This window comes from candidate division WOR-3 bacterium (assembly GCA_039802205.1).
Taxonomy (GTDB): Bacteria; Hydrothermota; Tepidihabitantia; order SM23-42; family JAOAFX01; genus JAOAFX01.
This window is the reverse complement of record JBDRWD010000037.1, coordinates 1-25,637: the sequence shown is the minus strand read 5'-3', so window position 1 is coordinate 25,637 and position 25,637 is coordinate 1. Positions and strand designations below refer to the sequence as shown.

General features: G+C 39.8%; 21 protein-coding genes and 1 pseudogene. 5 read left to right on the top strand and 17 right to left on the bottom strand.

Going from position 1 to position 25,637, the window contains the following annotated elements:
• Both ABIL39_08235 and tyrS read left to right on the top strand, forming a co-directional pair.
• On the top strand, positions 1–1,123 hold a 1,123-nt coding region (locus tag ABIL39_08235; protein ID MEO0166110.1), incomplete at its 5' end, for a radical SAM protein.
• Positions 1,101–2,291: a tyrosine--tRNA ligase gene (gene tyrS / locus ABIL39_08230; GenBank protein MEO0166109.1), complete on the top strand. Its 1,191-nt coding sequence runs from the start codon at positions 1,101–1,103 to the stop codon at positions 2,289–2,291. The genes ABIL39_08235 and tyrS, both read left to right, overlap by 23 nt.
• 7 nt (positions 2,292–2,298) lie before the next feature.
• Here tyrS and ABIL39_08225 read toward each other — a convergent pair whose 3' ends face one another.
• Positions 2,299–2,874: a hypothetical protein gene (locus ABIL39_08225; GenBank protein MEO0166108.1), complete on the bottom strand. Its 576-nt coding sequence runs from the start codon at positions 2,872–2,874 to the stop codon at positions 2,299–2,301.
• 335 nt (positions 2,875–3,209) lie between these two features.
• Between ABIL39_08225 and ABIL39_08220 the strand changes: the two genes are divergently transcribed.
• From ABIL39_08220 to ABIL39_08210, 3 genes are all read left to right on the top strand, one after another.
• Complete coding sequence (locus ABIL39_08220) at positions 3,210–4,199, top strand: D-glycerate dehydrogenase (GenBank protein ID MEO0166107.1); 990 nt, start codon at positions 3,210–3,212, stop codon at positions 4,197–4,199.
• Positions 4,196–5,308 (top strand): glycerate kinase, encoded by a 1,113-nt coding sequence (locus tag ABIL39_08215; protein ID MEO0166106.1) that lies wholly within the window; start codon positions 4,196–4,198, stop codon positions 5,306–5,308. The genes ABIL39_08220 and ABIL39_08215 overlap by 4 nt, the downstream gene beginning before the upstream one ends.
• A gap of 267 nt (positions 5,309–5,575) precedes the next feature.
• Positions 5,576–7,936, top strand: a complete 2,361-nt coding sequence (locus ABIL39_08210) for a S8 family serine peptidase (GenBank protein ID MEO0166105.1) — start codon at positions 5,576–5,578, stop codon at positions 7,934–7,936.
• Positions 7,937–8,137: 201 nt separating this feature from the next.
• Here ABIL39_08210 and ABIL39_08205 read toward each other — a convergent pair whose 3' ends face one another.
• The 16 genes and pseudogenes from ABIL39_08205 to ABIL39_08130 all read right to left on the bottom strand — a co-directional run.
• Entirely contained in the window at positions 8,138–11,620 is a 3,483-nt protein-coding gene (locus ABIL39_08205) for a C25 family cysteine peptidase (protein MEO0166104.1), read from the bottom strand.
• A 226-nt stretch (positions 11,621–11,846) separates the two neighbouring features.
• Positions 11,847–13,220, bottom strand: a complete 1,374-nt coding sequence (locus tag ABIL39_08200; protein MEO0166103.1) for a metallophosphoesterase — start codon at positions 13,218–13,220, stop codon at positions 11,847–11,849.
• Between the two features lie 25 nt (positions 13,221–13,245).
• A complete protein-coding gene (locus ABIL39_08195; GenBank protein ID MEO0166102.1) occupies positions 13,246–14,334 on the bottom strand; it encodes a T9SS type A sorting domain-containing protein in 1,089 nt (362 codons plus the stop codon).
• Between the two features lie 315 nt (positions 14,335–14,649).
• Positions 14,650–14,784: pseudogene (locus tag ABIL39_08190) on the bottom strand (carbamoyltransferase C-terminal domain-containing protein).
• 57 nt (positions 14,785–14,841) lie between these two features.
• Positions 14,842–15,123, bottom strand: coding sequence for a winged helix-turn-helix domain-containing protein (locus ABIL39_08185; protein MEO0166101.1), 282 nt, complete (start codon positions 15,121–15,123; stop codon positions 14,842–14,844).
• An 88-nt stretch (positions 15,124–15,211) separates the two neighbouring features.
• The gene (locus ABIL39_08180; GenBank protein ID MEO0166100.1) at positions 15,212–15,394 is read right to left on the bottom strand and encodes a WecB/TagA/CpsF family glycosyltransferase; all 183 of its coding nucleotides are present in this window, start codon (positions 15,392–15,394) and stop codon (positions 15,212–15,214) included.
• 95 nt (positions 15,395–15,489) lie between these two features.
• Complete coding sequence (locus tag ABIL39_08175; protein MEO0166099.1) at positions 15,490–15,888, bottom strand: hypothetical protein; 399 nt, start codon at positions 15,886–15,888, stop codon at positions 15,490–15,492.
• Between the two features lie 85 nt (positions 15,889–15,973).
• Positions 15,974–16,957 (bottom strand): GDP-L-fucose synthase, encoded by a 984-nt coding sequence (locus ABIL39_08170; GenBank protein ID MEO0166098.1) that lies wholly within the window; start codon positions 16,955–16,957, stop codon positions 15,974–15,976.
• Between the two features lie 171 nt (positions 16,958–17,128).
• Entirely contained in the window at positions 17,129–17,401 is a 273-nt protein-coding gene (locus tag ABIL39_08165; GenBank protein MEO0166097.1) for a winged helix-turn-helix domain-containing protein, read from the bottom strand.
• Positions 17,402–17,466: 65 nt separating this feature from the next.
• Positions 17,467–18,678 carry a glycosyltransferase family 4 protein gene (locus ABIL39_08160; protein ID MEO0166096.1) on the bottom strand — a complete coding sequence of 404 codons (1,212 nt, stop codon included), beginning with the start codon at positions 18,676–18,678 and terminating at the stop codon, positions 17,467–17,469.
• 45 nt (positions 18,679–18,723) lie between these two features.
• Positions 18,724–20,481: a carbamoyltransferase C-terminal domain-containing protein gene (locus ABIL39_08155; protein ID MEO0166095.1), complete on the bottom strand. Its 1,758-nt coding sequence runs from the start codon at positions 20,479–20,481 to the stop codon at positions 18,724–18,726.
• A gap of 111 nt (positions 20,482–20,592) precedes the next feature.
• A complete protein-coding gene (locus ABIL39_08150; GenBank protein MEO0166094.1) occupies positions 20,593–21,522 on the bottom strand; it encodes a glycosyltransferase family 2 protein in 930 nt (309 codons plus the stop codon).
• 77 nt (positions 21,523–21,599) lie between these two features.
• Positions 21,600–22,946 (bottom strand): glycosyltransferase, encoded by a 1,347-nt coding sequence (locus ABIL39_08145; GenBank protein MEO0166093.1) that lies wholly within the window; start codon positions 22,944–22,946, stop codon positions 21,600–21,602.
• A 49-nt stretch (positions 22,947–22,995) separates the two neighbouring features.
• Positions 22,996–24,273: a hypothetical protein gene (locus ABIL39_08140; protein ID MEO0166092.1), complete on the bottom strand. Its 1,278-nt coding sequence runs from the start codon at positions 24,271–24,273 to the stop codon at positions 22,996–22,998.
• 108 nt (positions 24,274–24,381) lie between these two features.
• Positions 24,382–25,446, bottom strand: a complete 1,065-nt coding sequence (locus ABIL39_08135) for a glycosyltransferase family 4 protein (GenBank protein MEO0166091.1) — start codon at positions 25,444–25,446, stop codon at positions 24,382–24,384.
• 2 nt (positions 25,447–25,448) lie between these two features.
• Positions 25,449–25,637 (bottom strand): hypothetical protein (locus tag ABIL39_08130; GenBank protein MEO0166090.1); only part of this gene is annotated, 189 nt, incomplete at its 5' end.

Below are 25,637 nucleotides of genomic sequence, written 5' to 3'. Positions count from 1 at the left end.
AGAGTTTAGGGCAATCTTCGGTTTTGACCCGCCGGGGTTCATGACGATCTCACCGGCTAAAAGATGTAATCTCCGCTGTAAGGGCTGTTATGCCAACTCGGCAAGCGAAAAAGACCAGTTACCCTATGATATATTCACCCGGGTAATAAATGAGATGCGAGAACTATGGGGTGCACGCTTTGTAGTAATCTCCGGTGGCGAACCGATGATGTATAAATGGAACGGCAAGACCATAATTGATATCTTTGAAGAAAATCCCGATTCTTTATTTTTGATGTATACAAATGGCAGTTTGATAAATGAAGAAGTGGCAAAGAAATTTGGAGAACTGGGTAATATAACCCCGGCGATTTCGGTAGAGGGGATGAAAGAGACGACTGAAAAGCGCCGCGGCAAGGGCTTTTTTGAGCGGATTGTCAATACCCTTCAGCTTTTGAAAAAACACCGGGTGACCTTTGGCATCTCAATCACTGCGACGCGGGAAAATGCTGAAGAGATCGTCTCAGATGAGTTTATCGATTTCTACTTCAACAAACTGGGTGCGGCATATGCCTGGGTCTTCCATTACATGCCTATCGGCCGGGATATCGCACCAGAACTGATACCTACCCCGGAACAGCGGGTGATGCTCTGGAAAAAGAGTTGGGAGATTGTTCGGGATAGGAAGATAATGTATGCGGATTTCTGGAATCACGGTCCGGTTTCGGACGGATGCATCTCCGCTGGTCGGCCCGGTGGTTATTTCTATATTGACTGGCAGGCAAATGTCTATCCGTGTGTCTTCTTCCCTTATGCCGCTGGGAATATCAAAGAGATCTATGAAAAAGGCGGCAATCTCAATGATTTAATCAATCTGCCATTGAATAAAAAGATCAGGGAGTGGCAGTTTAAATACTGGAAAGAAGGGGATCTGCTCCGGCCCTGCCCGATCCGGGACCATTATCTCATGGCGAAAAATTTTGTTCTGGAGACACATGCCCAGCCTGCGGATGAAGCTGCAGAGAAGATATTAAAGGACCCAGATTATGAGAAAAAGATGGCTGAGTATGATTTTGAATTAGCCCGGAAGACAAGCACAATCTGGGAGAAGGTATATCGCAATGGAGCCCGAAAAGCAGTTTGAAATAATCAAAAGCCATACCGTCGAAATCATCTCCGAAGAGGAACTATTAAAGAAACTTAAAAGAAATAAACCCCTCAGGGTGAAATTGGGAATCGACCCTTCTGCTCCGGAAATCCATCTGGGGATAAGTGTCCAACTGCGCAAGATGCGCCAATTTCAAGACCTTGGTCATATTGGTGTTTTGGTCGTTGGCGATTTCACAGGCATGATTGGCGATCCCAGTGGTCAATCAAAAACCCGTCCTAAACTCACCCGCGAGCAGGTGAAAAAGAACATGGCGCGTTACAAAGAACAGATCTTCAAGATACTGGATCCCAAAAAGACCGAATTCACCTACAATTCCAGATGGCTTGGAGCCTTGAGCATCTATGACTTTATTGAAATTGCCGCGAAATACACTGTAGCACGCATTTTAGAAAGAGATGATTTTTCAATTCGGTTAAAAGAAGGTATCCCGGTTTACATGCATGAAATAATGTATCCCCTGTTCCAGGCATATGACTCGGTGGCGATAAAGGCGGATGTGGAACTCGGAGGTACAGACCAGAAGTTCAATCTTTTAGTCGGCCGGGAATTGATGCGTGAATTCCAGCTGGAACCTCAGGTGGTGATGACCCTGCCGATTCTTGAAGGAACCGATGGAGTAAGAAAGATGAGCAAAAGCTTTGGTAACTATATCGGTATCACCGAACCGCCAAAGGAGATGTTTGGCAAGGTGATGTCCATCCCGGATGAATTAATCACCAAATACTTTGAATTGACCACCGATGCCTTTCCCCACAAGATCGAAGAGATCCGGACCGGACTTCAGGAAGGGATCCTCAATCCCCGGGATGCAAAATTTGAACTGGCAAAGACTCTGGTCCGGATGTACCATTCGGCCCAGGCTGCTGAAGAATCTGCCCGGGAATTTGAAAAAGTCTTCAGTAAAAAAGAACTGCCTACGGATCTGTCAGAATTCAAAGCTGGAGTTCAGGAAATAAATATTGTTGACCTTCTGGTTAAGACCGGTTTGATGCCCTCACGGGCAGAAGCCAAGCGGAAGATCAAAGAAGGGGCGATTGATATCAATGGTAATACCATAAAAGATATCAACCACACTGTCAGACTTCACGAGCCGGTGATTATCCGGGCAGGCAAACACAAATTTTTGAAGGTTATCAGTTAACAACTGGTCAATCTTTATTAACCTCATCCTGTTGAAGGACATCGGTTGTCAGGTCCAGGGCGTCAGCCAGGCGCCCGCAGATATTTTCTAAGGCTTTATATAACTCCTCTTCGGTAATCGTTTTCTGGTGTAAACGGTCAAGGATGTCCTCAAGTTGGGAAAAAGTATTGACGAGTTCATTGTAATCATAATGTAGTGTCTTGGTTAAGGAACGACATAATTCGTTATAAACTTGCTGGATACCATCGATCACATCATCCTTGCGGAATTTTATCTCACCGGTTTCAATACCTTCACTCAATTTCTTAAGATAACTTCCCAACCTGTATATGGGACCGTAAATTTTGTTGGAAAGCCGGAGCAGACTCTGGTAGCTGAAATAATAAAGGACCAAGGCACAAACCAACAAAATTAAAATTTTAAGCGGTGTTGCAAGTCCGGCAAGGATATTATCCGAACAGAAAAAGAGCAAACATAAGACTACCAGTATTGCCGAGATCCCAACCGTAAGTCCCACACAATGGAGGATGATGCGATACTGTAAACGATTAACAATTAGATTTTTTCTACGTTCCAGTTTCATATATTCAATTATATCCAACCCCTGTTAACTGTCAAGAAAAAGTTGCGGAGTCCTCTTCTTTAATGAAATGTTTTATTCCAACTTGAGGAAACCAATGGGCAAAATTCTTAAGCGCAGAATTCTTTTATTAACCCACCCGGTAGCCGCAGGCTTCAGCCTGCGCAAAATTTTATTGATAACCCACCCGGTAGCCGCAGGCTTCGATCTGCACAAACACCCAAAATACCCATGTTGGTGCTAATCAAAGTGCACAAAACAATCTGAACAAAGTGGAGAGGATTACTTCAATCGTACTCTCATGCTTGATTTATTTTACAATTTATGTTTAATATAACATGGACAAAAACAAAATTTTCATCACCCGCAAACTCCCTGGTAAGGCATTAGACTTACTCGCCAGATATTTCAAGGTGGAGGTCTTTAAGTACGACCGGCCGATAACCAAAATGGAATTAAAAAAAGCTCTGAAGGATAAAGTCGGACTCATCGCCCTCCTCACCGATAATATTGATGAAGAAATAATGGCATGTGCCCCTTATTTAAAGATCATCGCAAACTATGCTGCAGGTTATAACAACATTGACATTGCCGCAGCCACCAGAAGAGGGATAATGGTCACCAATACACCCGATGTCCTAACTGATACGACAGCTGATTTAACCTTTGGAATGATTCTGGCACTCGCCCGCAGAATTCCTGAAGCCGAAAGCTATTTAAGAGCAGGCAAATTCAAAGGTTGGGCACCGATGTTATTTTTAGGGAGCGATGTCCATCACAAAACATTAGGAATCATCGGCATGGGAAGAATCGGCAGGGCGGTAGCACAGCGCGCTCAGGGATTTGGAATGTTTATAATCTACTATGATAAAATCAGGCTGCCACTCAAACAAGAAAAAGAATACGGAATAGTTTATAGGCCATTAAACTACATTTTAAGGCATGCAGATTTTATAACTATCCACACCCCCCTCACCCCCGAAACACATCATCTGATTGGAGAAAAAGAATTAGCCTTGATGAAGAAAACCGCCTTTTTGATCAACACAGCCCGCGGTCCGATCGTTCACGAAAAGGCATTAGTTAAAGCCTTGAAAGAGAAAAAGATCGCCGGTTGTGCCCTGGATGTATTTGAATTTGAACCTCGGGTATCCAAAGAATTATTGAAGATGAGAAACGTCCTCCTTCTTCCCCATATCGGTTCCGCGACCTTAGAAACGAGAACGAACATGGCATTGATGTGTGCAAAAAATTTAATCACTGCTTTGATAAAACACAAAACCCCACCCAATCTTGTAAATCCCGAAGTTCTAAAGATTAATACATGAAAGTCCTCATTGCTCCAGCGAGCTTCAAAGGCTCAATCACTTCCATAGATATAGCACGGACCATTGCCCGTTGCATGAAGAAGGTGTATAGAGATATAATAATAAATACAACCCCGATCGCTGATGGTGGCATCGGCACTCTGGATATAATCACAAAACATTTTAAGGGAAGATATATCACCTGCGTGGTCACCGATCCTCTCGGCAAAAAAAATAAGACAAAATACAGTATTATCAAGAATAAAAAACTGGCGATCATTGAACTTGCCCAGGCTGCAGGTTTACATCTAATACCCGAAAATTCAAGAAATCCGTTAAACACCACGACCATTGGTGTCGGTGATTTGATTAGGGATAGTATAAAAAGGGGTTCTAAAAAAATTATTATTGGTGTAGGCGACAGCGGAACGATAGACTGCGGAATTGGAGCATTATCAGCCCTCGGGGTAAAATTCCTTGATAGAAATTCAAAACCAGTGGAATTAACTTGTTCAGGAGTTTTGAAATTAAAAAAAATCGATGACGCTGCAATAAATTCATTAAAGAAGTCTATTGAATTTATAATCCTCGCTGATGTTGCTAATCCCCTCACGGGCAAAAAAGGTGCGATTGTATATGCAAAACAAAAAGGCGCAAAAGAAAAAGACCTGCCATTGATTCAACGGGCATTAAAAAATTTCAAAAAAATAATTTTAAATCAATACAAAATAAATCTTGATGATATCAAGGGTGCGGGTGCTGCAGGTGGGATAGCAGGTGGAATGTATGCAATTTTGAATGCAAAAATAGTTTCAGGGTTTGATTATTTCGAAAAAATCTTTAATTTGGACAAAAAGATTAAAAATGCGGATTTGGTGATCACCGGGGAAGGCAAAATTGATAAAACAACCTTCTCTGGCAAGGCAACCGGCAGAATAATAAACTTATGTAAGAAATATCAAAGACCGGTAATCATAATCTGCGGCGATTATGACCACAATCTTAATTTTAAAAAATACGGAGTAATAAAAGTATTTTCCCTAACCGAAATGGCAGGAAACACTAAAACTGCCATTAAACACGCAGAAAAAATTTTAGAAGAAATAGGAACCAAGATTCTAAGAAATTAGTTAGCAATTTTAGGTCAGGAAATCGTTATAATAGGGTATATATCGCAAATTTAAGTTTCAAACCCGAAAAGAATACAGAGTGCTTTAGCTGAATCCACTCCATTTTTATAGAATGCCTTCTTTAGGTCCAGTAAATCTGCAAATATTCAAAGACTCCTTTAGTGATAATCAATCGCCAGTCCAAGAATTGAAGTGGAGTAGGTGCAGAGTAATGAAGTATTGACATTATCAAAAATTTAATTATCATACTCTCAAAAAGGAGGTATGATGCGATGTATCCTTGTTGCCCTGTTTTGTCTGAACCTTACCACGGGTAAAAATCTCACTGAGCCTCTCATCGGATATTTCACACCAGAACCTATTGAAAATGCAACAATCATCGGTATGGAAAATGGCTTCTCCTTTGATACCAGATTCGGTGAACCAGATATCCCCAATCATCTCAGGGCTAAAGACGAGCCGAACTATTCTTACTACCTCATTCAGTTTACCGGTCCAATATATACCGAATGGAAGGAAAAACTACAAGCAATTGGTATCAAGATTTATGCATACTGGCCCAATTATGCTTATCTCGTTAAAGCAGACAAGGAGCAGTTAAATGTGATAAAATCCCTGCCATATGTTCACTGGATTGGACTATTCCATCCTGCTTATAAGATTAACATAGACCTACTCAATGCGCGTGGTAAGGGCATAATCAGTATTCAGTTATATCCTGATGCTGACCTGAACAAAACCCTTGAAGACATTGCAAAAACTGGAGCAAAGATATTGGACTTTTCAGTCAGTGAAATAGGAAAACTTGTCCGGGCTGAGTATGATTTATCCCTTGTTTATAAGATAGCACAAATACCTGAGGTCCTTGCAATCGTTCCCTGGACACCAGATGAATTAATGAACGCAAATTCCCAGTGGGTATGCCAGACAGGCTGGAAATCATCGGTGCCTCCGGACACAGTAGGTCGCCGGGTATGGCACAAGGGCATCCGCGGTCAGAATATGATCCTTGGCTTTTCTGATTCAGGGATAACAACAACCCATATCGCTTATAGTCACACCGGAATTCCCATATCTGATTCCGGACATTTTGCATCCCATCGTAAGATTGTTGCTTATCTTCTCTTAAGCGGTGCTGCGTTCGGTGATGTAGGTTCGACATACCACGGGAGTCATGTTGGTGGCACGATTGCTGGTGATGATTCGATAAATGGTGGAACCAATGTAAATGACGGGATTGCCTACAAAGCCCGATTATTCTTTGTTGATATCGCCAATGCCTCAGGTAGTCTGGTCACACCCACTGACCTCACCCCTCTTTATAATATGTTCTACAACGACCCCATCTTCCCGATGCGCCAGCATTCAGCATCCTGGGGTAGAACCGGCACTGGTTACATTGACCGTGATGCATTCTCTGATGCCTATCACTGGCAGCATAAAGATTTCTTAGATATCTTTGCTGCTGGTAATAATGGTCCCACATATCGCACGATCACACATGCGGCCTATGCTAAGAATGTTGTCGCTGTCGGTGCCCTCCAGAACGGCACATCATCAAATCAAATTGCTTCATTTTCCTCAAGGGGTCCAACCCTTGATTTAAGGGTCAAACCAACGGTTTGCACACCCGGACAGAATATAGTGTCGGTAGATGGAGGAACAACTTCGAATTATAAAACCCTCAGTGGCACAAGCATGGCGACTCCGGCATGTAATGCCTCTGCAGGTTTAATAAGGCAGTATCTCAAGCAGGGCTGGTATCCATCAGGTAGTCCCAATCCAAATGATACCCTTGGCTATATCAGCGCGGCACTGATTCGGGCGATGTTAATCGTCTCCGCGGATCCTAATGTTGGAACTTATATCGTCCCTGATTCCAATATCGGCTTTGGCAGAGTTGATATAGACAGTGTCCTTTATTTTGCTGGTGACACCCGAAGACTTGCATTCTGGGATGATACATCAGGGTTGACCACAGGACAATATAAAGAATATTACATAAATGTCTATGATTCCACTCTCGCTTTAAGATGTGCCCTGGTCTGGACTGATACCGCAGCCGCAGTGGGAACTAATCCAAATATTGTTAATGACCTGAATCTTCAGATGACCAATCCTTATGGAACCTATTATCGTGGTAATCAGATGTCAAATGGAGAATCGGTAACCAATCCAGCCAATTACGATAACCGGAATGTCGAAGAAGTCTGCCGGATAAATACCCCCAGAAGAGGCATCTGGACGATAAGGGTGAGTGCCCAGAACATTCCCTATCCTAAACAACCATACGCTCTGGTGGTAACCGGTGGGATGAATATAGAGGTGGGTATTGAAGAAAAAGAGAAATCCGGTTTGGAATCAAAAACACCACTTGTAAGAATGGTGCCAAATCCTGCATCCGATAAGGTAGCAATACAATTTCACATATTCCAAAAAACAACGATTAACTTAAAATTATTTGATATATCGGGCAGGTTGATGGGTACAATATTTAATGGTCAAAAAGAACCAGGAAACCATGAAATAACATGGAAGATAGAAAATTCCATTCCATCCGGTGTCTATTTTGTAATGCTTGAAACCTCGGACAGCAAGCAGATCAAGAGGTTGATCATCGTTCATTAGAAAATTATATGGGCAGGTCAATCTCTGACCTGCCCATATAAGGACCGCGAGTAAGTAGTATTAACCACCAATTAATAAATTATCAGAAATCCATGATCTGGTATGAATCATTGGAGAACCACCCTATCCAACATAAGAACCTGGTTCCTGCAAAAATTTTATCTTGTTGGAGCAAAAAATGATTAAAGCACCAGGGCAGGATTACCGGAGATAAACCACCTTTTTCAGCAGCCTTTTCTCTGCAGTCTCCCAGGAGACAAAATAAACGCCCTCAGCCAGTCGTTTTGGTTTATAATGCAAAAATCCAACGCCGTCCAGGACGCCCGAATATATCTCATCAACCAACCTTCCTGCTGGATCGTAAAGGTCTACCTTCACACGCTCACGGCTTCCCACCCGGTAACGGATATTAATTGATTCCATAATTGGGTTTGGATAAACATCCAGTGAAAACATCCTGTAATTCACTCTCCCTTGTTCTGCCTCCTCCATTCCCACAAATCTATCCCACCAGGACTGGGCACTGTCGGAATTTACCTTGGCTTTGGTAGTATCATCACCTCCGACAATCGCATAGGCAATCCGGCAATATTGACCGACAGGAATATTGAATGGACCGGTGGACGCAATGATTGTATAATTCGTTGAAGTAGAACCGCTCGGTACCTTCTTTTTCCCGGTAAGAAAACTATCCTTAACGACTTCGGACATCATCGTAGCAGGTGTGACATATTGAGAATGGTTGATGGCAGATAGGTTTTTAGCAACTTTGGGTTCAAGGATTCTTATCCCCACTGTCGGCTTCTGGGAACTTGTGGAACGGAAGATATAAACGAATCTTCTCAAACTGTCCGAGCGCACAATGTTATTCGTGGTATTATAAACATCAAAGTCAAACATCATCCCGGAATAAAAATTATTCAGGGGGTTTGCCCCATAATTATAGTAATAGAAACAAACAATCACCCAGTCGTCATAGCCCGGATGGGAAAGTGCCAGACTCCATTGCTTGATTATCAATCCCTTAGGAGTAGGGTGACCGGAATCGCTATACCAGGCAACATATTCTTCTTCAGCCTTTAATGGTGGAATCAAAGGTCTCAGGGTATCAAGGATTTTGAAATCCTGATTAATCGTTGAAGAATTCGGTGGTCCATAAAATCTATCAACGATATAAGAAGGGTCGGTTCCGCAGACCATACTTGCATAGTAAAGACAACCATAAGATGCAAGTTTAGAATATTTGAATCCCGAACCTTCACCGTAAGGATAGGTCGTTCCAAAACTCCCGTTCGTTGTTACGGTGAATGCGCAGACGCCGGTGTCATGGTCTGCCCATATCCGCCGCGGCTCTGGTGGTCTCCCTACCATTTCTTGGAAGAATGGTGTCCAGTTCCCCTGGTTTGATGTTGCATTAATAAGAAATTCAACTTCAGTCCCCTGTGGTGCATTAGGGGAAACAGATAATATAAATGAGTCTCCGCCCGCACTATCATTAACGGAAATTAGACCATAGTAAGAGATTGAATCTATCAAGGTGATAAAAGGATTTGAGGTGCGCAATGTTCCTGAAACATTCGTTGCATTTACATTACCAAGATTTTTCAACATAACCCTTAATCTCACGGTTTCACCAGGATCGAGTTTGCCATTATTGTTTCCGTTCTCGTCAAATATTCTGTTTGATTGATAAAGAATACAGGGTTGAGATGAGCTTCCAGAGACCGAACAGGTCCCCTCATAGGGTTTACAATCAGGGGCAGTGACTGTGACATTCATAGTTCCATTCGTGGTTGGATTCACAAACAAATCAACCCAGCCCGCGGAATTCGTCCTGCCGGTTGCATATACTTCTGTTCCTTTCATTGCGCAGACAAGGGCATTTTTAAGGGGTTGTCCAGATATCGCCACTGTAACCCTAAAGTTTTGTGGACCCGCAGTTATCGAACTTAAATGGCTCACTGTCAATGTTCTTGGATTCTGGGTATAAATGCGAAGCTCGGGGTCGCCGAAAAGGGTCAGTTCATATACACACCAACGCGTTGGTGCCTGGCTCATTGCAAGGTTGCGCAGATAATCCTTGGCACCGGCAAGTGCAACACCGAATTCAGGTTTACCAAAAATAAAATTCTTGAATAATTCAAGGTCGAGTTGTTCAGATGGACCAAGTGCCGGTGGATAGCCAAGCCCATATCGGGAATTCAGAATTGAGGCGATGCATCCGCCATTTGGATAATTCACCAGACTCTCAGCAATACAATCTCCACCATCAAAACAACCGCAATAACAATTTATCCCGTTCATTATATTATATTTTATGCCATTCGTGAGCGTGGCGACATGTGATATATCAAGGACCGTCATGCTTGTTGTGCTTCCATGTGCAGATACATGGCATAACTGATACCCCACATTCAAAGAATCGCGCACTGCATTTGAACCAGGATCTTCAAGTCTTGACCTGCGCCAGGTTGTTGGATAATAACTATAAATTAAGTTATTTATAACCCTACCGTGATAGGGATTGAAAAGCATTGTTGAAGGCAACAATAGTTTTTGTAGATAGGTGGTATCAGGGTGTTTTTCAAACATCGTATCTTTGTGGATAAATGTATTGATATTTGTGACATTATCAACTGGTGCCCTACCCACGAAAAGGTCAAAGAATAGATCGACGGTATCCTGCATCTCACCAAACAGATTGTTATTATTTCCATCCCAGGACCACTGCAAATCGGCATAATACATATCAGTTGGAATATCGCCGGTTATTGTGCTCTCTTCAATTACAAGCCGCGTCTTTCGGTCGGGAACAATAAAATCATCACCACCGAGCAGGACATATTTCAATCCCTTATTCTGCCAGTAATCCTTGATACAGTTTCTGATCTTTTCCTGATTATCACGACCTGGATACTGGGCATAGATCGAATCGGTGCCGAGCACCCTGGTTCTTATTCCTTTCTTTATCTTCCAGCTCACCAGTGCATTCCAGTTGGATTTTAGTGAAGGACTTGTAATAATCAAATAATCAACCTCATTACCGCGCAAATCCTGAGCAGTTGGTTTCCAGAGATGCACCATTTCTGGATTTGCAACAATTTTACTCACCGCCTCACTGAACAACTCTATCTGGGATGGCAAAAGTCGAATGGGTTCATAGACCCCTTCGTCATAATAGATTTCTATTCGGATTCTTTTATGAAGCAGCAACTTTTTGCTTGCCCCGATGTACTGTAAAGGATAGACATTTATCCCCGCAATCCGAAAACCTGCCAGGCACCCATCCGGAATCTCTTCAATCACCTCTGCCGGATAGGGGATTGAAGAACTATAGAGTACCGGGTCCGGTGGGATAAATTCTCTTGGTCCTTTGAATGAAAAAGGACGGACGACCTGCCCGGGATATAATAGAAATGTGCCAGGTAATTCCTCGGTTTCCAGTGAGATTGTTTTAACACTGCGAACTTTGGCATCCGGCGGAATTAAGAAATAAAACGGGACCACTGGTAGTATTGGTGCGCCTCTTTCCATGGTTGTCGATGAGCCGGCTAAAGAAATCAGGTCATAGTTATCAATCTTGGTAGTCACCAATCCGGTTTCATCAAATTTTAATTCATGGGTGAGCACACCAGAAAATAAAAAAAATGGAATCATCAGCCCCCAAAAAGGTTTAAGTCTCATAAAGCCTCCTTAATATTCATTCCATAATGGAATATTTTACCAATAATTTGTGTGATGTCAATACCGTGAGTCCCTGGGTCCTTTCCACTTTCTGTCAAATCATTTATATGCGCTAAATTATTAGAGGTAGCCGCACCCTTCAGGGTGCGAAATACCCTGGAATTTAAAAACATTTATCCGCAGTCTATAGCCTGCGCCTACCATTTTCCGGATTATGACACCGCCTCTAAAACCCTGCCCTACATTCTTCGCCGGGATAAATAAACTTATAAAACTTATCTCCATCGCGGGTTTGAATGCGAATAAAATAAACCCCTGGACTTAGGAAAGCTGGAAACTCTAACTGATTCTTGCCCCTGCCGAGCCTACCATTATAAATAACAAATCTCTGACCCGCAACCGAATAAACCGATATCCGGAAGTTCTGGGTGGAGCCTTTATTAAAAATTACAATTTTTGTTCCCATCGTATTACAAAACTCAACCGCCGATACTTCTCCTCGAGGCGTAATTTCTCCGCAACCAACCGAACTTCTTACATAAACCCTGAACCGATATATCGCAGCATAATGGGGTGATTTATAAACCTGACATAGGATCTGGTAATGACCCGTATCCGAAAATGTATAACTTCCTGAAGGTAAATATAAAGTATCGCCGGTGCGGAAAATCCAACGCTTTATTGCACCCTGCCACTGGGGATAGTTCATCGTGTCCACAAAACAACTGAATGGAAAAGGTATGTTTACGTAAAGTGTATCAGACTGGACCTCTGCCTGGACAATTTTGTTCATTGAAACGGTACTAATTGGTGAATTGAGATAGACAACAAAGGTCTCAATTCCATTTTCATAAACCTTCACAACCCGATAGCCACAAGAATTTATATTCGTCTCACAGGTTGGAAGTGCCGTCATAAGCAAAGATGGTCCATAAAAATTCAGCAGGTCATAATGCAAATGGCCCGTGAAGACTGCAGTTATATTATAATCTCTCAGATATTTCAGCAAAGTATCGCGCCTTGGTCTATCAACATTGTTTTGGCTGTTTGCCTCAGTCGGTGAAGATATATAAAGTGGAAAATGAAAAAACAAGAAAATGTGTTTATAAGTATTGCTCGCCCCTTCAAGTATCGTTCTCAGAAAACTATCCTGTTCAAGTGAATAAGGATAACAGGAATGGCCTGAATAGGTATCAAGAAGGGTTGAATTCAAGGAGACAAAGAGGGATGAATCATAAATCGTAGCATAGTAATCCATACCCCAAAAATTACGATAAAAAGCAAGCATTGCTGGTGTCCAATAATTATCATTGGCATATCCAATATCGTGGTTGCCCGGTGTAAAATACTTTGGTACCGCTAAAAGGTCAAAAAGGCTATCGCATATCCGCCACTGGTTTAAGATAACATTCTGATTGGTCGGGTCTTCACCCATATCGCCCGTAATAATGATAAAAGAAGGCACTGGCGTCATCGCCATAATTTGACTAACCGCAATTGAACAATGCGGGACAGTATAAGCATTTCTGCCAATCTGCGGGTCAGAATAGTGGATAAAATAGTAAGGTGTAAAATCAATCAACAGCAAAAAACAAATCATCATAATGAGCGATCTTCCCTAATTCTTATTTTATCAGCACTAATTTTATTAAACCACATTCATCCGCAAATTTAAGAAAATAAATGCCTTGGGCAAAATCGGTCATATCAAATTCATCTTCAATTACTTTTTGGTATTTAACTAATTTCCCCATCGCATTATAGACCATTATCCGATCGGGCTTATTCATGGCAAAAAAGGTCAACCTGCCGTTTGCAATCAAATAGTGTCTTTTTGTTGGTAAATCACTGCAAACCTTCTCTTTAACCATGACGATGGGTCCAAAATGGATTGTTCCTGGAAAGCCATCTTCTCCAAAGCCATAGCCACCATACCCCCCTAACCCACCATCTACAGCAAGATTAATCTGACTTGTATCAAGAACTGCAAAAAAAATCTTAATCCTACCTCCACCACCGCCTCCGCCGCCCCCACCTGCTGCACTACCTCCATCTCCTCCTCTCGCCCGTATTGCGGTGTATCTAATTCTCAATGTATCACCCTGAATTTTAATACCACCACCCGCACCTCCACCGCCTGCCTCATAGCCACCGTCATACCCTCTCATCCCCTCGGATAGAATTTGTGCGGTGTCGATTAAAATCTTCTCTCCTTTAAGATATATCAAGGCACCACCATTACCCCCAAAACCATCCACCTGGCTGAGCCTGCCCGCTCCACCGCCCGAACCCATACTGATTATTGTATCATATGCATTACCGTAACTAATTCCACCTGCTCCAGGATCGAGATCGCCGCCGTCTCCTCCCATTCCTCCATAGCCGCCACCACCTCCACCACCCCCCACACCCGCGGTGCCGCATCCAGGACCATAACCATTCGGATGAGTATTCGTTCCCCCTGAATATCCCTTACCTGAACCATCAATCATTGATCCATGGAGATAAATAAATGGCGCCTGTAGAATTATCCTGCCCGTGGAATCAATACCATTCCATTCCCGGACTTTTAATTTGGCATTATTGGCAATGTGAACTTTCAAATTATACTGATGATAGCCGCAAATGACCAGACTATCATTTATTACCAGCAAACTATCCGCATCCTCGTAAATATAATTAAAAAATAAAAATAAAATCATAAATACCGGCATCTCTTTCTCCAGTCAATTATACAAAAAAAATCAGACAATGTCAACATATTTTTACGCTGAGTCCCCTCACTTTCTCTCCCTTTGATGGAAGTTTTGCCCCAGGATTAAGGTGGGGTGATAAAGCAGGCATCATTCCCTATAATAAACTCAAACCTAATGTCAATAATAATCTGTAGTATTCCATTTCTCAATTTCACAATTGTGGAATTGAGAAATGGAAGGAAATGGGATGAATTGATAGAGAATAATAATGAGGGATTTAAAAGCGGAGAGTAAGAGTGGTTTTGTGATTTAGTGAGGATTTTCTTTAGAGTGTTAAGTTTTGGTTATATAAAAATTTCCCAGGGCAAGGGCGTCAAGGCCAGAATTTAAAAAGGTCTTCATTGCATCATCTGGTGAGCAGACAATCGGCTCACCATGTAAATTAAATGATGTATTCAATATCCCTCCAATACAGGTAAAACTGACCATCACACCTTTCTCACTTTCGTGAGAAAGTGAGAAAGGCTATTCCGCAATTAATTTCAGAATTGCGGTATTGTATTTCAGGTTTCGGTCAGTTTTTAGTGAATAATAGGAGTTCCCATGATTGAAAGTGGATTTCAAAAAATGTGCCCGCTCGAGAATCTTTAAATTACGGGCTGTTGTCTTATAAGGCAGATTTACCAGTTCGGATATCTCACCAATCTCCCGCGCCTTACCATCAAGCATTATTTTCAATATCCGCAACCGCTTCTCATTGGCAACCGCCTTCAAGACCTTCGTAAAAATTGCAATCTTATCTGACATAAACCTCCTTTATTCCTATGACCAATCTTTCTCGCTTTCGTGAGAAAGCGAGAAAGTCTCGGGATAAAAGGGTTGGGGTGGATAATGTTCAAAATTTAAATTTTTTCTTCACCCATATTTTGATCACTCTAAAAATAAATATCCAGATCGCGATGTGGCGTTTGATTCTTCGGGGTTGTTTGATTAATCTGTATATCCATTCGGTCCCGGTCTTACGAAAAAAATAAGGAGCACGTTTCACCGTGCCCGCAATCGTATCCAGGGTACCCATGACCGGCGTTTACATGCAGCAAAGGTAAATATTCTGCAACTCCTCCTTTACTTCTGAGATAGGTTTTGTAGTTTTACCACCGTTAAACCCTCTATTTATTTCTTTATTTTAGCAACAAGGCCCCAGATTTTTATCGTCCCCTGAGTAAAGATAATCGGTGATAAAAAGCCGGTTGTAACAAATTGCATGCGTGCATCCAGTAAAATATCTCCACCCTTTGATTTAACTGCTGCCTCGTAAGCCGCCATTGCGTCCGGTTCTCGAATAAAAAGTAAACCACCCAAGATTGCAAATCCTGATGATTCACCATATCCTTCACCCAGAATTTCATAATCCACTGTCCGTTCGCCAGACGCTTTAAATTCTATTTGCGAATGATACGGTGCAGGAAGATTGGGTGTGGGACCAAAAACTCCTCTATTAAGAATCGCACATCCAGAAAAGATTAAATTCCAGGTACAACTGATTAGTATTAATAATGAAGAGTATTTCATCTTACCTCCTTTTTTGTTTAGACTCAGCACCTTATAAATCTTAATTATATATGACTAATTTGGTTTACATCGTTTGCGAAAATAATTATGGCGTGTCTGAATGGAGATACCAATCTATTGTTTTTCTCAAACCCTCTTCAAAGTCTGTCTTTGCCTTGAATCCAAATTCCTTCTCTGCCTTTGATGTATCAAGCATCCTTCTGGGCTGGCCATCAGGCTTTGTAGTATCCCATTTTATCTCGCCATTGAATTTCAAAAGCCGCGCAATCAGTTCAACTAAATCCTTAATTGAAATCTCAAACCCTGCACCGATATTCACCGGATCTGGTTTGTTATATCGTTCAGTAGCGAGAACTATCGCCTCCGCACAATCTTCAACATATAAAAATTCCCTGGTGGCTTTCCCGGTTCCCCAAACAGTAACCGGGGCATCAGAATAAGAAAATTGCGGATCATTCGAGCGAAGGCGTTTTAAAACGGCTTCTTTTCCACCAATTGCATCAACGAATTTCTTAATCAATGCAGGAATGACATGGCTTGAGGCAGGATCGAAATTGTCTCCTGGACCATATAGATTTACGGGCATCAAAAATATTGAATTAAAACCATATTGCTGGCGATAGGCGATTGACTGGACAAGGAGCATCTTTTTGGCCAGACCATAAGGAGCATTAGTCTCCTCGGGATAACCATTCCACAAATCTTCCTCTTTAAATGGTACCGGCGTAAACTTTGGATAACAGCAGATTGTTCCCAATGCTACAAATTTTTCAACATTATTTCGGTATGCCTGGTCAAGCAAAAACACACCCATTGTCAGATTATCATAAAAAAACTCTGCCGGATGCTCGCGATTCGCACCGATTCCCCCAACTCGTGCTGCGAGATGGATTACAATATCGGGTTTTAGATCTTTATACATTCTTTTTACATTTTCAAGTTCGCGAAGGTCATACTCAGGCAAATCTGCAACAAAGATATTATTATAACCCATCTCTTTAAATTTATTTACCAGATGCCTACCTAAAAATCCCTTCCCACCAGTAATACAAATCCGTTTATTTTTCATACATACCTCCGTTTCGGTGTCCGTGATAATATTGTCTCAAACATTGGTATAGGCAATTATATAAAACAAATAATAGTTGTCAACGATGGATTGTAGTAATCTATTCTTACGATTCGATAATTGAAAGTTGAGAAATAATAAGATTAAATTCCAATTTACTGCCTTTGCGGGCTATTGGTCACAGACAATTGCCAGCACCTTCTGATTGATAGTAAGACTCTTATCGTTGTTTATCCAATATTCAGCAATGCCATTTTGAATTGTGCTTTTCACAAAATTCACATTCTCAAGAATTTTAAGATGGCGACAAGCAGTTGCCTCGGGGATATCCATGATGCGTGCAATTTCACGCAATTCCATACGACCATTTTTGTGCAAGATATTCATTATCTTTACACGCTTTTCATTGGCAACTGCCTTTAATATTTTTACTTTTAAATCCATAATCTACTCCTATTTGTTTGTGGCCATCACAACTTTTTCACTTTTTTAAAAAACCGAAATGCTGTTTAGGGGGATGTAAAAAGAGTGAGAAATTCGGCAATGAGGGTTTGTCTGGAAAATTTGTTCTTCGCAAGGTAGATTGATTCTAATGCAAGGTTATGTTTATCAGCGATGGGCAAACCTTTCACTTTTTTTATAATGCTTATCAATCCCTCAACATCACCATGCTCAACCTGGTAACCGATATTATCTTGGGTGATTATATCACCGATATGACTTTTCATTGGTCCAAGCAGAACAAATGGTCTCCCTGTCGCCAAAATCCCATAAATCTTGCAGGGATGAACGATACCGACATAATCGTTACCCATTGAAACAATATGCAAATCAGCAGCAGATAGAGAATATTTTATTTGCTCGCGTTTCTGATAAGGAAGGTAAATGATATTTTTAAGGTGATATTTTTCTTTAAAATTAATAATTTCAGGCAACCTCACCCCGCCACCAATGAACAAAAAAACAATATCCTGTTCATTTTTTAACTTCTTTGCCGCCTCAAGGAGCGTATCTATTGGATGGCAGATACTGAAATTACCCGAATACATAATGACAAATTTATTATCAAGGTTATGTTCCTTGCGAAATGGGTTTTTATCGTGCGGAACGGATTCAATTTCGTCGTGTGCCCAAATCGGTATCACCTTGACCTTATGATCGCTAAATCCTTTATTTTTAATTAAATCCGCCATATACCGATCAAGGGCAACAATTTTAAATGACTTCTTATAAGTCAGCCTAGACCAAACATCGAGCAATTCATAAAACAAAGAACCCTGCCTGACCCAACCGAGTCTTACTGCTTCATCAGGGTTAACATCCATTGCCCAGTGAATAAATATTCCACCCTTTAATTTACAGAAAATCATACCAAAGAATGAAATCCAAGGGGGAGTCGTTAGTCCAATAACATAATCAAATTTCGGTAAGGTTAACATTTTTAACAAAAATGAAATATTAAAAGACAGATAATCCAATCCACGATGAAACTTTGTCTTCTTGCCAAAAGCGGTAGAGTCGACCCGGATGATTTCCACGCCCTTATAATACTCCCGGCGGGGATGAACAACATTACGGTCATCATAGCAACGCCGATCGGATATCGCTGTCACATTATACCCTTTGCTGGCAAGTTCAACACCAAGGTCAGTCAAATACTGGCTTGTAGCTGCCTGGTCAGGGTAAAACGTTTGGTTGAGAAGTAGTATCCGTTTACGCATATTTTTTCACTTTTTTAAAAAACCGAAATGCCGTTTTTGGGAGTGTTATTGGTTCTTTTTGATTATGAACTTACCCAGGACCAGAATATCCATTTTCGTGCGCAGGAAGCAATCAAGTGCCTCCTCGGGTTTGCATACTATCGGTTCGTTCTCATTAAAAGAGGTATTCAATAAAACCGGGACACTGGTAAGTTTTTCAAATTCTTTTATCAATTTCCAGTATAGCGGATTTTCATCTTTGCTCACTGTTTGCAATCTACCGGTCCCGTCTATATGTGTAACTGCCGGGATAACGGCTCGTTTCTCTTGCTTTATTGGGTATACCTTTATCATAAACGGATCTGGATAATCTTTTTCAAAATATTCCCCAACCTTTTCCAATAAGATTGATGGCGCAAACGGACGGAATGGTTCGCGCCTTTTGATGCGGGCGTTGAGTATATCCTTCATCTCCGGTCTTCTCGGGTCCACCAGAATGCTTCTATTACCTAATGCCCTGGGACCCCACTCCATTCTTCCCTGAAACCAGCCTACCACATTGCCTTCTGCAATATACTTTGCTGTTTTCTGACACAGTTCATCTATATTTGACACTTTTACAATTAAACAATTGTTTAATTGTTTAATTGTCTTATTGATCAATTGTTCAATTTCAAAATCCTCAAAATGTGGACCCCAGTAGGCATTTTTTAATACAAAGTTACGTTCATTTTCTAAGATATGGTTATAAACATAATATGCAGCTCCGAGCGCACCACCTGCATCACCTGCTGCAGGTTGTATAAAAACCTCTTTAAATGGGGTTCTATCAAAAATTTTGCCATTAGCAACGCTATTCATTGCACAGCCACCAGCAAGACATAAGACCGGAATCTTTGTCTTTTCATAAACATAATTCAGGAGATTAAAAAATGCCTCTTCATACATTGCTTGCATACTTGAGGCAACATTTTCATGATGGGAAGTAATCTTTTCACCATACTTGCGCGCCTTACCAAATTCCTGCTCCATCTTTTTAGAAAAAACCGGACCCAATACAGGCTCTCCTCCATCCCAGGTCATTGTAGCCCCTTCGGTATGATGGACGAAGTAATCAAGATTCAGTTCAAATTTACCATTGTTATTCAATTTCACAATCTTTCTCATTTTATCAATTTCTACTGGTTTGCCATAAGCGGCAAGGCCCATAACTTTATATTCGTCCCCATATTTGGGAAAACCAAGATATTGAGTAAAGGCAAGATAATATAGACCAAGCGAATGAGGGAAGAATACCTTGTCCATAACCTTAATCTTTTTATCCTCGCCTATACCCCACATCGCACCGACAAAATCACCAAAACCATCTACTGAAACAATAGCGGACTTCTTGAATGGGGAGACTAAAAAAGTACTTGCCAGATGGGCAATATGATGCTCAACATTATAAAATTCCGCCCTGATATTTTTCTCATCAACACCGAGTTCCCTTGCTAATACTTGTTTAATACCCTGAACCCGAGCGGCATTTTTTAGCCGATCAATAACAAGTTTAGGTGATAAACTGCCACTGAGCGCAAACAATGCCTTTTTGATAAAATGGACTTTCGGGTTTCGATTGATTGCGATATAATCAATATCCTCTATTTTAACTTTTGCCTCTGAAAGACAATATTTTATTGCCTCGGCAGGAAATCCTGCCCAGTGTTTAATTCTGCGAAAGCGTTCTTCCTCCACGGCAGCGATTAACTTGCCGTCTTTTATAATGCAGGCTGAGGAATCGCCGTGATAGGCATTCAGACCGAGGATAATATTATGTTTCATCAATTTAATTTTCTTATCACCAAAAAAATAAATTTAAACATTGTAGTGATGCATTTGATAATTCGGCAATTGTCGAATTGATAATTTTTCCATCCTATTCTCCATTTTCTCTTAACGATTTTCTATCTTCTCCTGACCCCTTTCCTGCTTCATACTCATAAGAAATTCATTGATAATTTCTTGAATAGGGCGATTTTCCACCCTCGCCCGTTTTTCAATCTCATAAATCTTGGCATCAACAAGAAACCGATACCAGAAGCCCTGTAGGAAATGGAAAATAAGCCCTTCCTTGCCATCAAGGAAGCCGAGGCGGAAGAAATAGCGGTGGAAGAAATATAGAAAGGGACGGATAAAAAGTGGCAATCTCTGATATATATTTTTCAAAAATAATGTTCTTTCGTCCGGAGAGCCAGCGAAAGATGGATTGATTTTCTTATTAAGGGGCATCAAAAATTCCATTGCATGAAGTTCGGCATATTTGATATGTTTTTTCAACCAGAACGATGAATCCCGTTCTTTTACATTATCTTCAATTATATCACTTTTGAGTATAATTGTTTTACCTTTGACATAAAAGTGATGATCCACATAATCAGATTCATCAAAAAAAACTTTATCTTTCTTGAATATTTTTAATAGATATTTCGGATAGTAACCCCCATATTTAATCCATCTGCCTAAGAATATTTGTCTCCTTGACACATAAACGCCATCAACATCTGTTAAGTTATTAGAAAATAATGATTCCAATTCTCTTTTCAATTCAATAGAAACGCGCTGGTCTGCATCAAGACCAAAGATCCAGTCAGATATTACCGGCAAAGTTTTAAGTGCCCATTGCCACTGTTTTGTATGCGTTTCAAACTCATGCTGATAAATTTTGTCGGTATATTTTTTAGCAATCTCCAGTGTTTTATCGGTAGAATAAGAATCCACAATAAAAATCTCCTCCACCCACCCATAAACACTTTTAAGGCATTCTTCTATATTTTTTTCTTCGTTGTAGGTAAGGATAATAACAGAAATGGGGAGCTTAGACATAAAATGAATCAGATGCAAAAAGATTGGAGCAGGTTCAAAAGGAATACATGCCGGAAGGATACATTTTTATTTCTAACTTATATTTTGTGCAACGATAAAATTTCGTTATATACTTCGATCATTCTCATCGCTATTTTTTCAATATCATAATGCTTTTCAACAAGTTTTCTTCCATTAATAGCTACATCTCTCCTTAACTTGGGATCTTCGAGAAGAATTTTTATCCCTTTATAGATACTTTCAGTGTTTGCATCAACAACAATGCCGGCGCTGTTTTTTTCAACTTCTCTATAAATCCCAACTTTATTTGATATTACTACAGGAATGCCACAAGCCATGGCTTCAATAACGGACATACCGAAGTTCTCAGAATAAGACGGCAAAACAAAGATGTCCGCAGCGGAAAGAATTTCAAGTTTATCGCTTCCCGTGAGCATTCCCGTAAATGTTACTTGAGGTGTGTTACGCATGAAGATGGATTCAGGACACAAAATAGTTTCATCGGTGACATTTATTCTATAAGTTTGATTGAATTTATCTGTTAAATCAAGATATTGAATATTGTATTTCAGGAGTAAGTTCTGGACTTTTTTAATATACCCAGCCTCATCATTCCCGGCGATAATTAAATGCAAATCGTTATATTCTTTAAGCAATTTCGCATAAGCTGGAATTAAAATATCTAAACCCTTTATCCAGTGAATGCGGCCGAGGAAGAGGATAATCCGCCTGGTTATTAAGTTATTGAGTAATTGAGTAATTAAATCGTGTTCCATTTGTTCTATTTGTTGCATAGATTTGTTTTGTTTGAATTTAAGATTGCTGCTTGCCGTTAAATCAATGCCATTAGGAATGACGAAATATTTGTTTTTTAAGCCAAGGGCGCTGTTGCTTTGTTCTGCTTCATCTTCGGTGGTATAGTGAATGGCAGATGCATTTTGTAAATCTCTTCTTAACACAAGATAATAGTAGGGTAATTTTTTCCAGGATTTTTTTTGGAGAACATAATTGTAAAGATGACCCCTGGGAGAAATAATATAAGGTTTTTTATATTTTCTGCAAAAATACGATGCTAAGGCAACAGGAAAATTCCAGGTGGAGACAATATAAATAATATCAAACATTTTTATATTATTATTTAATGCTCTTGCCATTGGCAATGAAAATTGCCAGCCGGTGGTGCCCAAAAATTCAAGGAATTTTACGAAGGTAAAATAATACACTTTTACACCATCAATGACTGAATAAATTTCGGATTTCGGATTTCGGTTCTCGGCTTTGGTATCCAACCCAACATTGGTAGTATAAACGGTTACATCAACTCCCTTTTTTACAAGTGCCTTATTTAAGTTATGAACCGCAAATATTGGCCCGCCAAATTGAAAGGCAGGATAATAACTGGGGGTGACACAGAGGAGTTTCATACGAAGAATTTTTATCGTGAATTATGCATAATAGACCAGAAATGGTTATTTATGACTTTTGAATAAAATTTTCCGTAAAGTGATTTTTGTAAACAGCCAAGCAGAGAGAGAGAAATAGAATAATATAAACATAGGAACCCATGCCTAAGCCCAATAAATAGGCTGCAAACAGGCCAATTAAACAAGAATTAAACAAAATGTTTCTGCTGAATATTTCAGTGTATTTTAGCTTATAAATTTTGAAAAAAAATTTAAGAAACAAAAATATGCCAATCAGACCGAAATCAACTAAGAATGCAATCCATTGAGAATCAATGGGGTCGATCCCATGTCTACCTCCACCAGTTATATAATACGGAAACATTCCTAAACCCAATCCTGTAACTATAAAATATGGTTTTTCCTCAAATATATATTTTATTGCTCTGTATTCAAAAGTTTTTTCCATCTGTATACTCAGCCGGGTAACAGTGCGCGCTAAGATTACATCGTAAAGACTAACTGGAACTATTTCACCGGATGGGGTGATGCTATATTTCCCAGGATTAAGAAATTTTAAAGAAAATACCAGAACGGCAAACGGCAATATAAATTTTAACTTAGCCCTGAACCATATAAATGCAGTTAAGAAAAGGCCCAGGGCTAAAGAAATCAGTACCGCCGATGAGAAAGCATTTATCATTACAAAGAGACATACAAGAAGCATAATTAAGTGGTAGGTGTAGTTTCTGTTATAATTCCTGTTATAAAAATTGTAAAGTGATATAAAGAAATACGGAAATAACAGACCAGCAAGAGTTTTGGGTTCACCGCTAACACCATATAATCTTACTATTAAAATGTCCCCCACACCAAATGCAGCAGTAGGGCTATCAGATGCATTTGGCCTAAGAATGGGCATAAAATCTAATCCAAGCTTCAGCAAGATGAATTGCAGAAGAGCAAATAACATAACAACCTCAACAATTAGATAGTAATCTCTAAAAAACTTATGAATAGTTTCATTATTTTTTAATGTTTTTAATACAAATGGGATGAGTGATACTATTGATAGATAACTAAATAATTGAACAAATGGACGCATATAACTTCTTTGCAGTAATGGAAGATTAGATGGCTCATTGGGAGGTCTTAAAATCAATGCTACAAACAAAGAAAAAAGAAGAAGATAAATAAAAATATTGAAAAATCGTGTGCGAATGGGACAATTATATTTTAAAAAGACTATTAAAAAAATAAAAACCGCCACAATCTTGTATGGAAACCATAAAGTACCCCAATAAATATTGAAACCACCCAAGCCAATGCCAAGTGTAAATAGGGGCAAAAGTGCATAATATTTTCTTTGAAATGTAAAATATAGTGAGAATAATATAAATGTAGCTACGACTAAATAAGAAAGCCGATAATATATCATAAAGTTATTTCTTGAATCTCAAAAAGTTTTTACATATTCCAAAAAATGAGACGCCCAGTTTTTTGCGGAATATGGTTCGGCTAATGATATGGACCTTTTCCCCATTTCCGGAATTTTATCGTAATTGTTGTGGAACCAGCACAATGCTTTGGTTAAAGCATCAATATTATTAGATGGAATGATAATACCATTATAATAATTTTTAACAACCTCATCTGAACTTCCACAAACATTAGTGCAAAGTATTGGTAATCCTGCAGCACAGGCTTCAACAACAGCAAGAGGCCAAGCATCTCTCAAACTCGGCATTACAAATACGCCGCTTTGTAGGAATATTTTGAATAAATCTTCCGGCTGAATAAAACCTAGATCCTTTATTCCGCTAATTTTGTCTATTTCATATTTCAAGGGACCAGTGCCGCAGCAATATAGTGGCCAAGGATCATTAATATAATTTCTATATTTAGAGTATGCAGATATAAGTATATGTATTCCTTTTATTTTTATGTAGCGTCCGACAAATAAAAAACTTTTAGGCCATTTAATATTATATCGCATATTCCAAATATTACTTATTCTTACAAAATCAATACCAAGCAAACCTTTAATAATATTTTTTTCTTTAAAGCCCAAGAATTTTGCATATTCCCAACTACGCCCACCTGGAACCCATGCATATTTGAACTTTTTTAAGTAGCTTCTTAAAACAAATTTTCCTATCCATTGGCGAATGTTATTATGAAACTGATTGTCCATCGCCAGTATTTTAATAGCGTTATCAAAATCTTTATCATAAGCGATTCTTTTATAGGTATTGATATTCCAGCCCGATATAATAATTATATCTGGACGATAGGCAGCTATTATTCTTTTTATTTTATAATAATTACCAAGGTCCTGTTTTGAAATCAACCTTGATGGTATTCCATCCATAATTTTAGTTGAAAAATTGGTATAAGATGTTTCATCAGGTAACAAACAGATTACAAGTAATTCAATATCAGGATAATTTAATAATTCCTTCCAGCAAGCAGACATATAACCTGAGATTTCTGGCCAGCAAAATAGAATTTTTTTTCCCATTCTCAACCTGCCATTATTTCATCTATTATCTTAGAAAACTGTCGGGCTGCTTTTTCATAAGTAAAATTAGCCGCCCATTTTTTTCGTTTCTCTATTATTTCTTCAGTATCTGCATTGTTGAGTAAATTTACCATTCCAGTCATTATTGATTTAATATCATAAGGATTACAAGGAATGCCCAGTCCACCTGC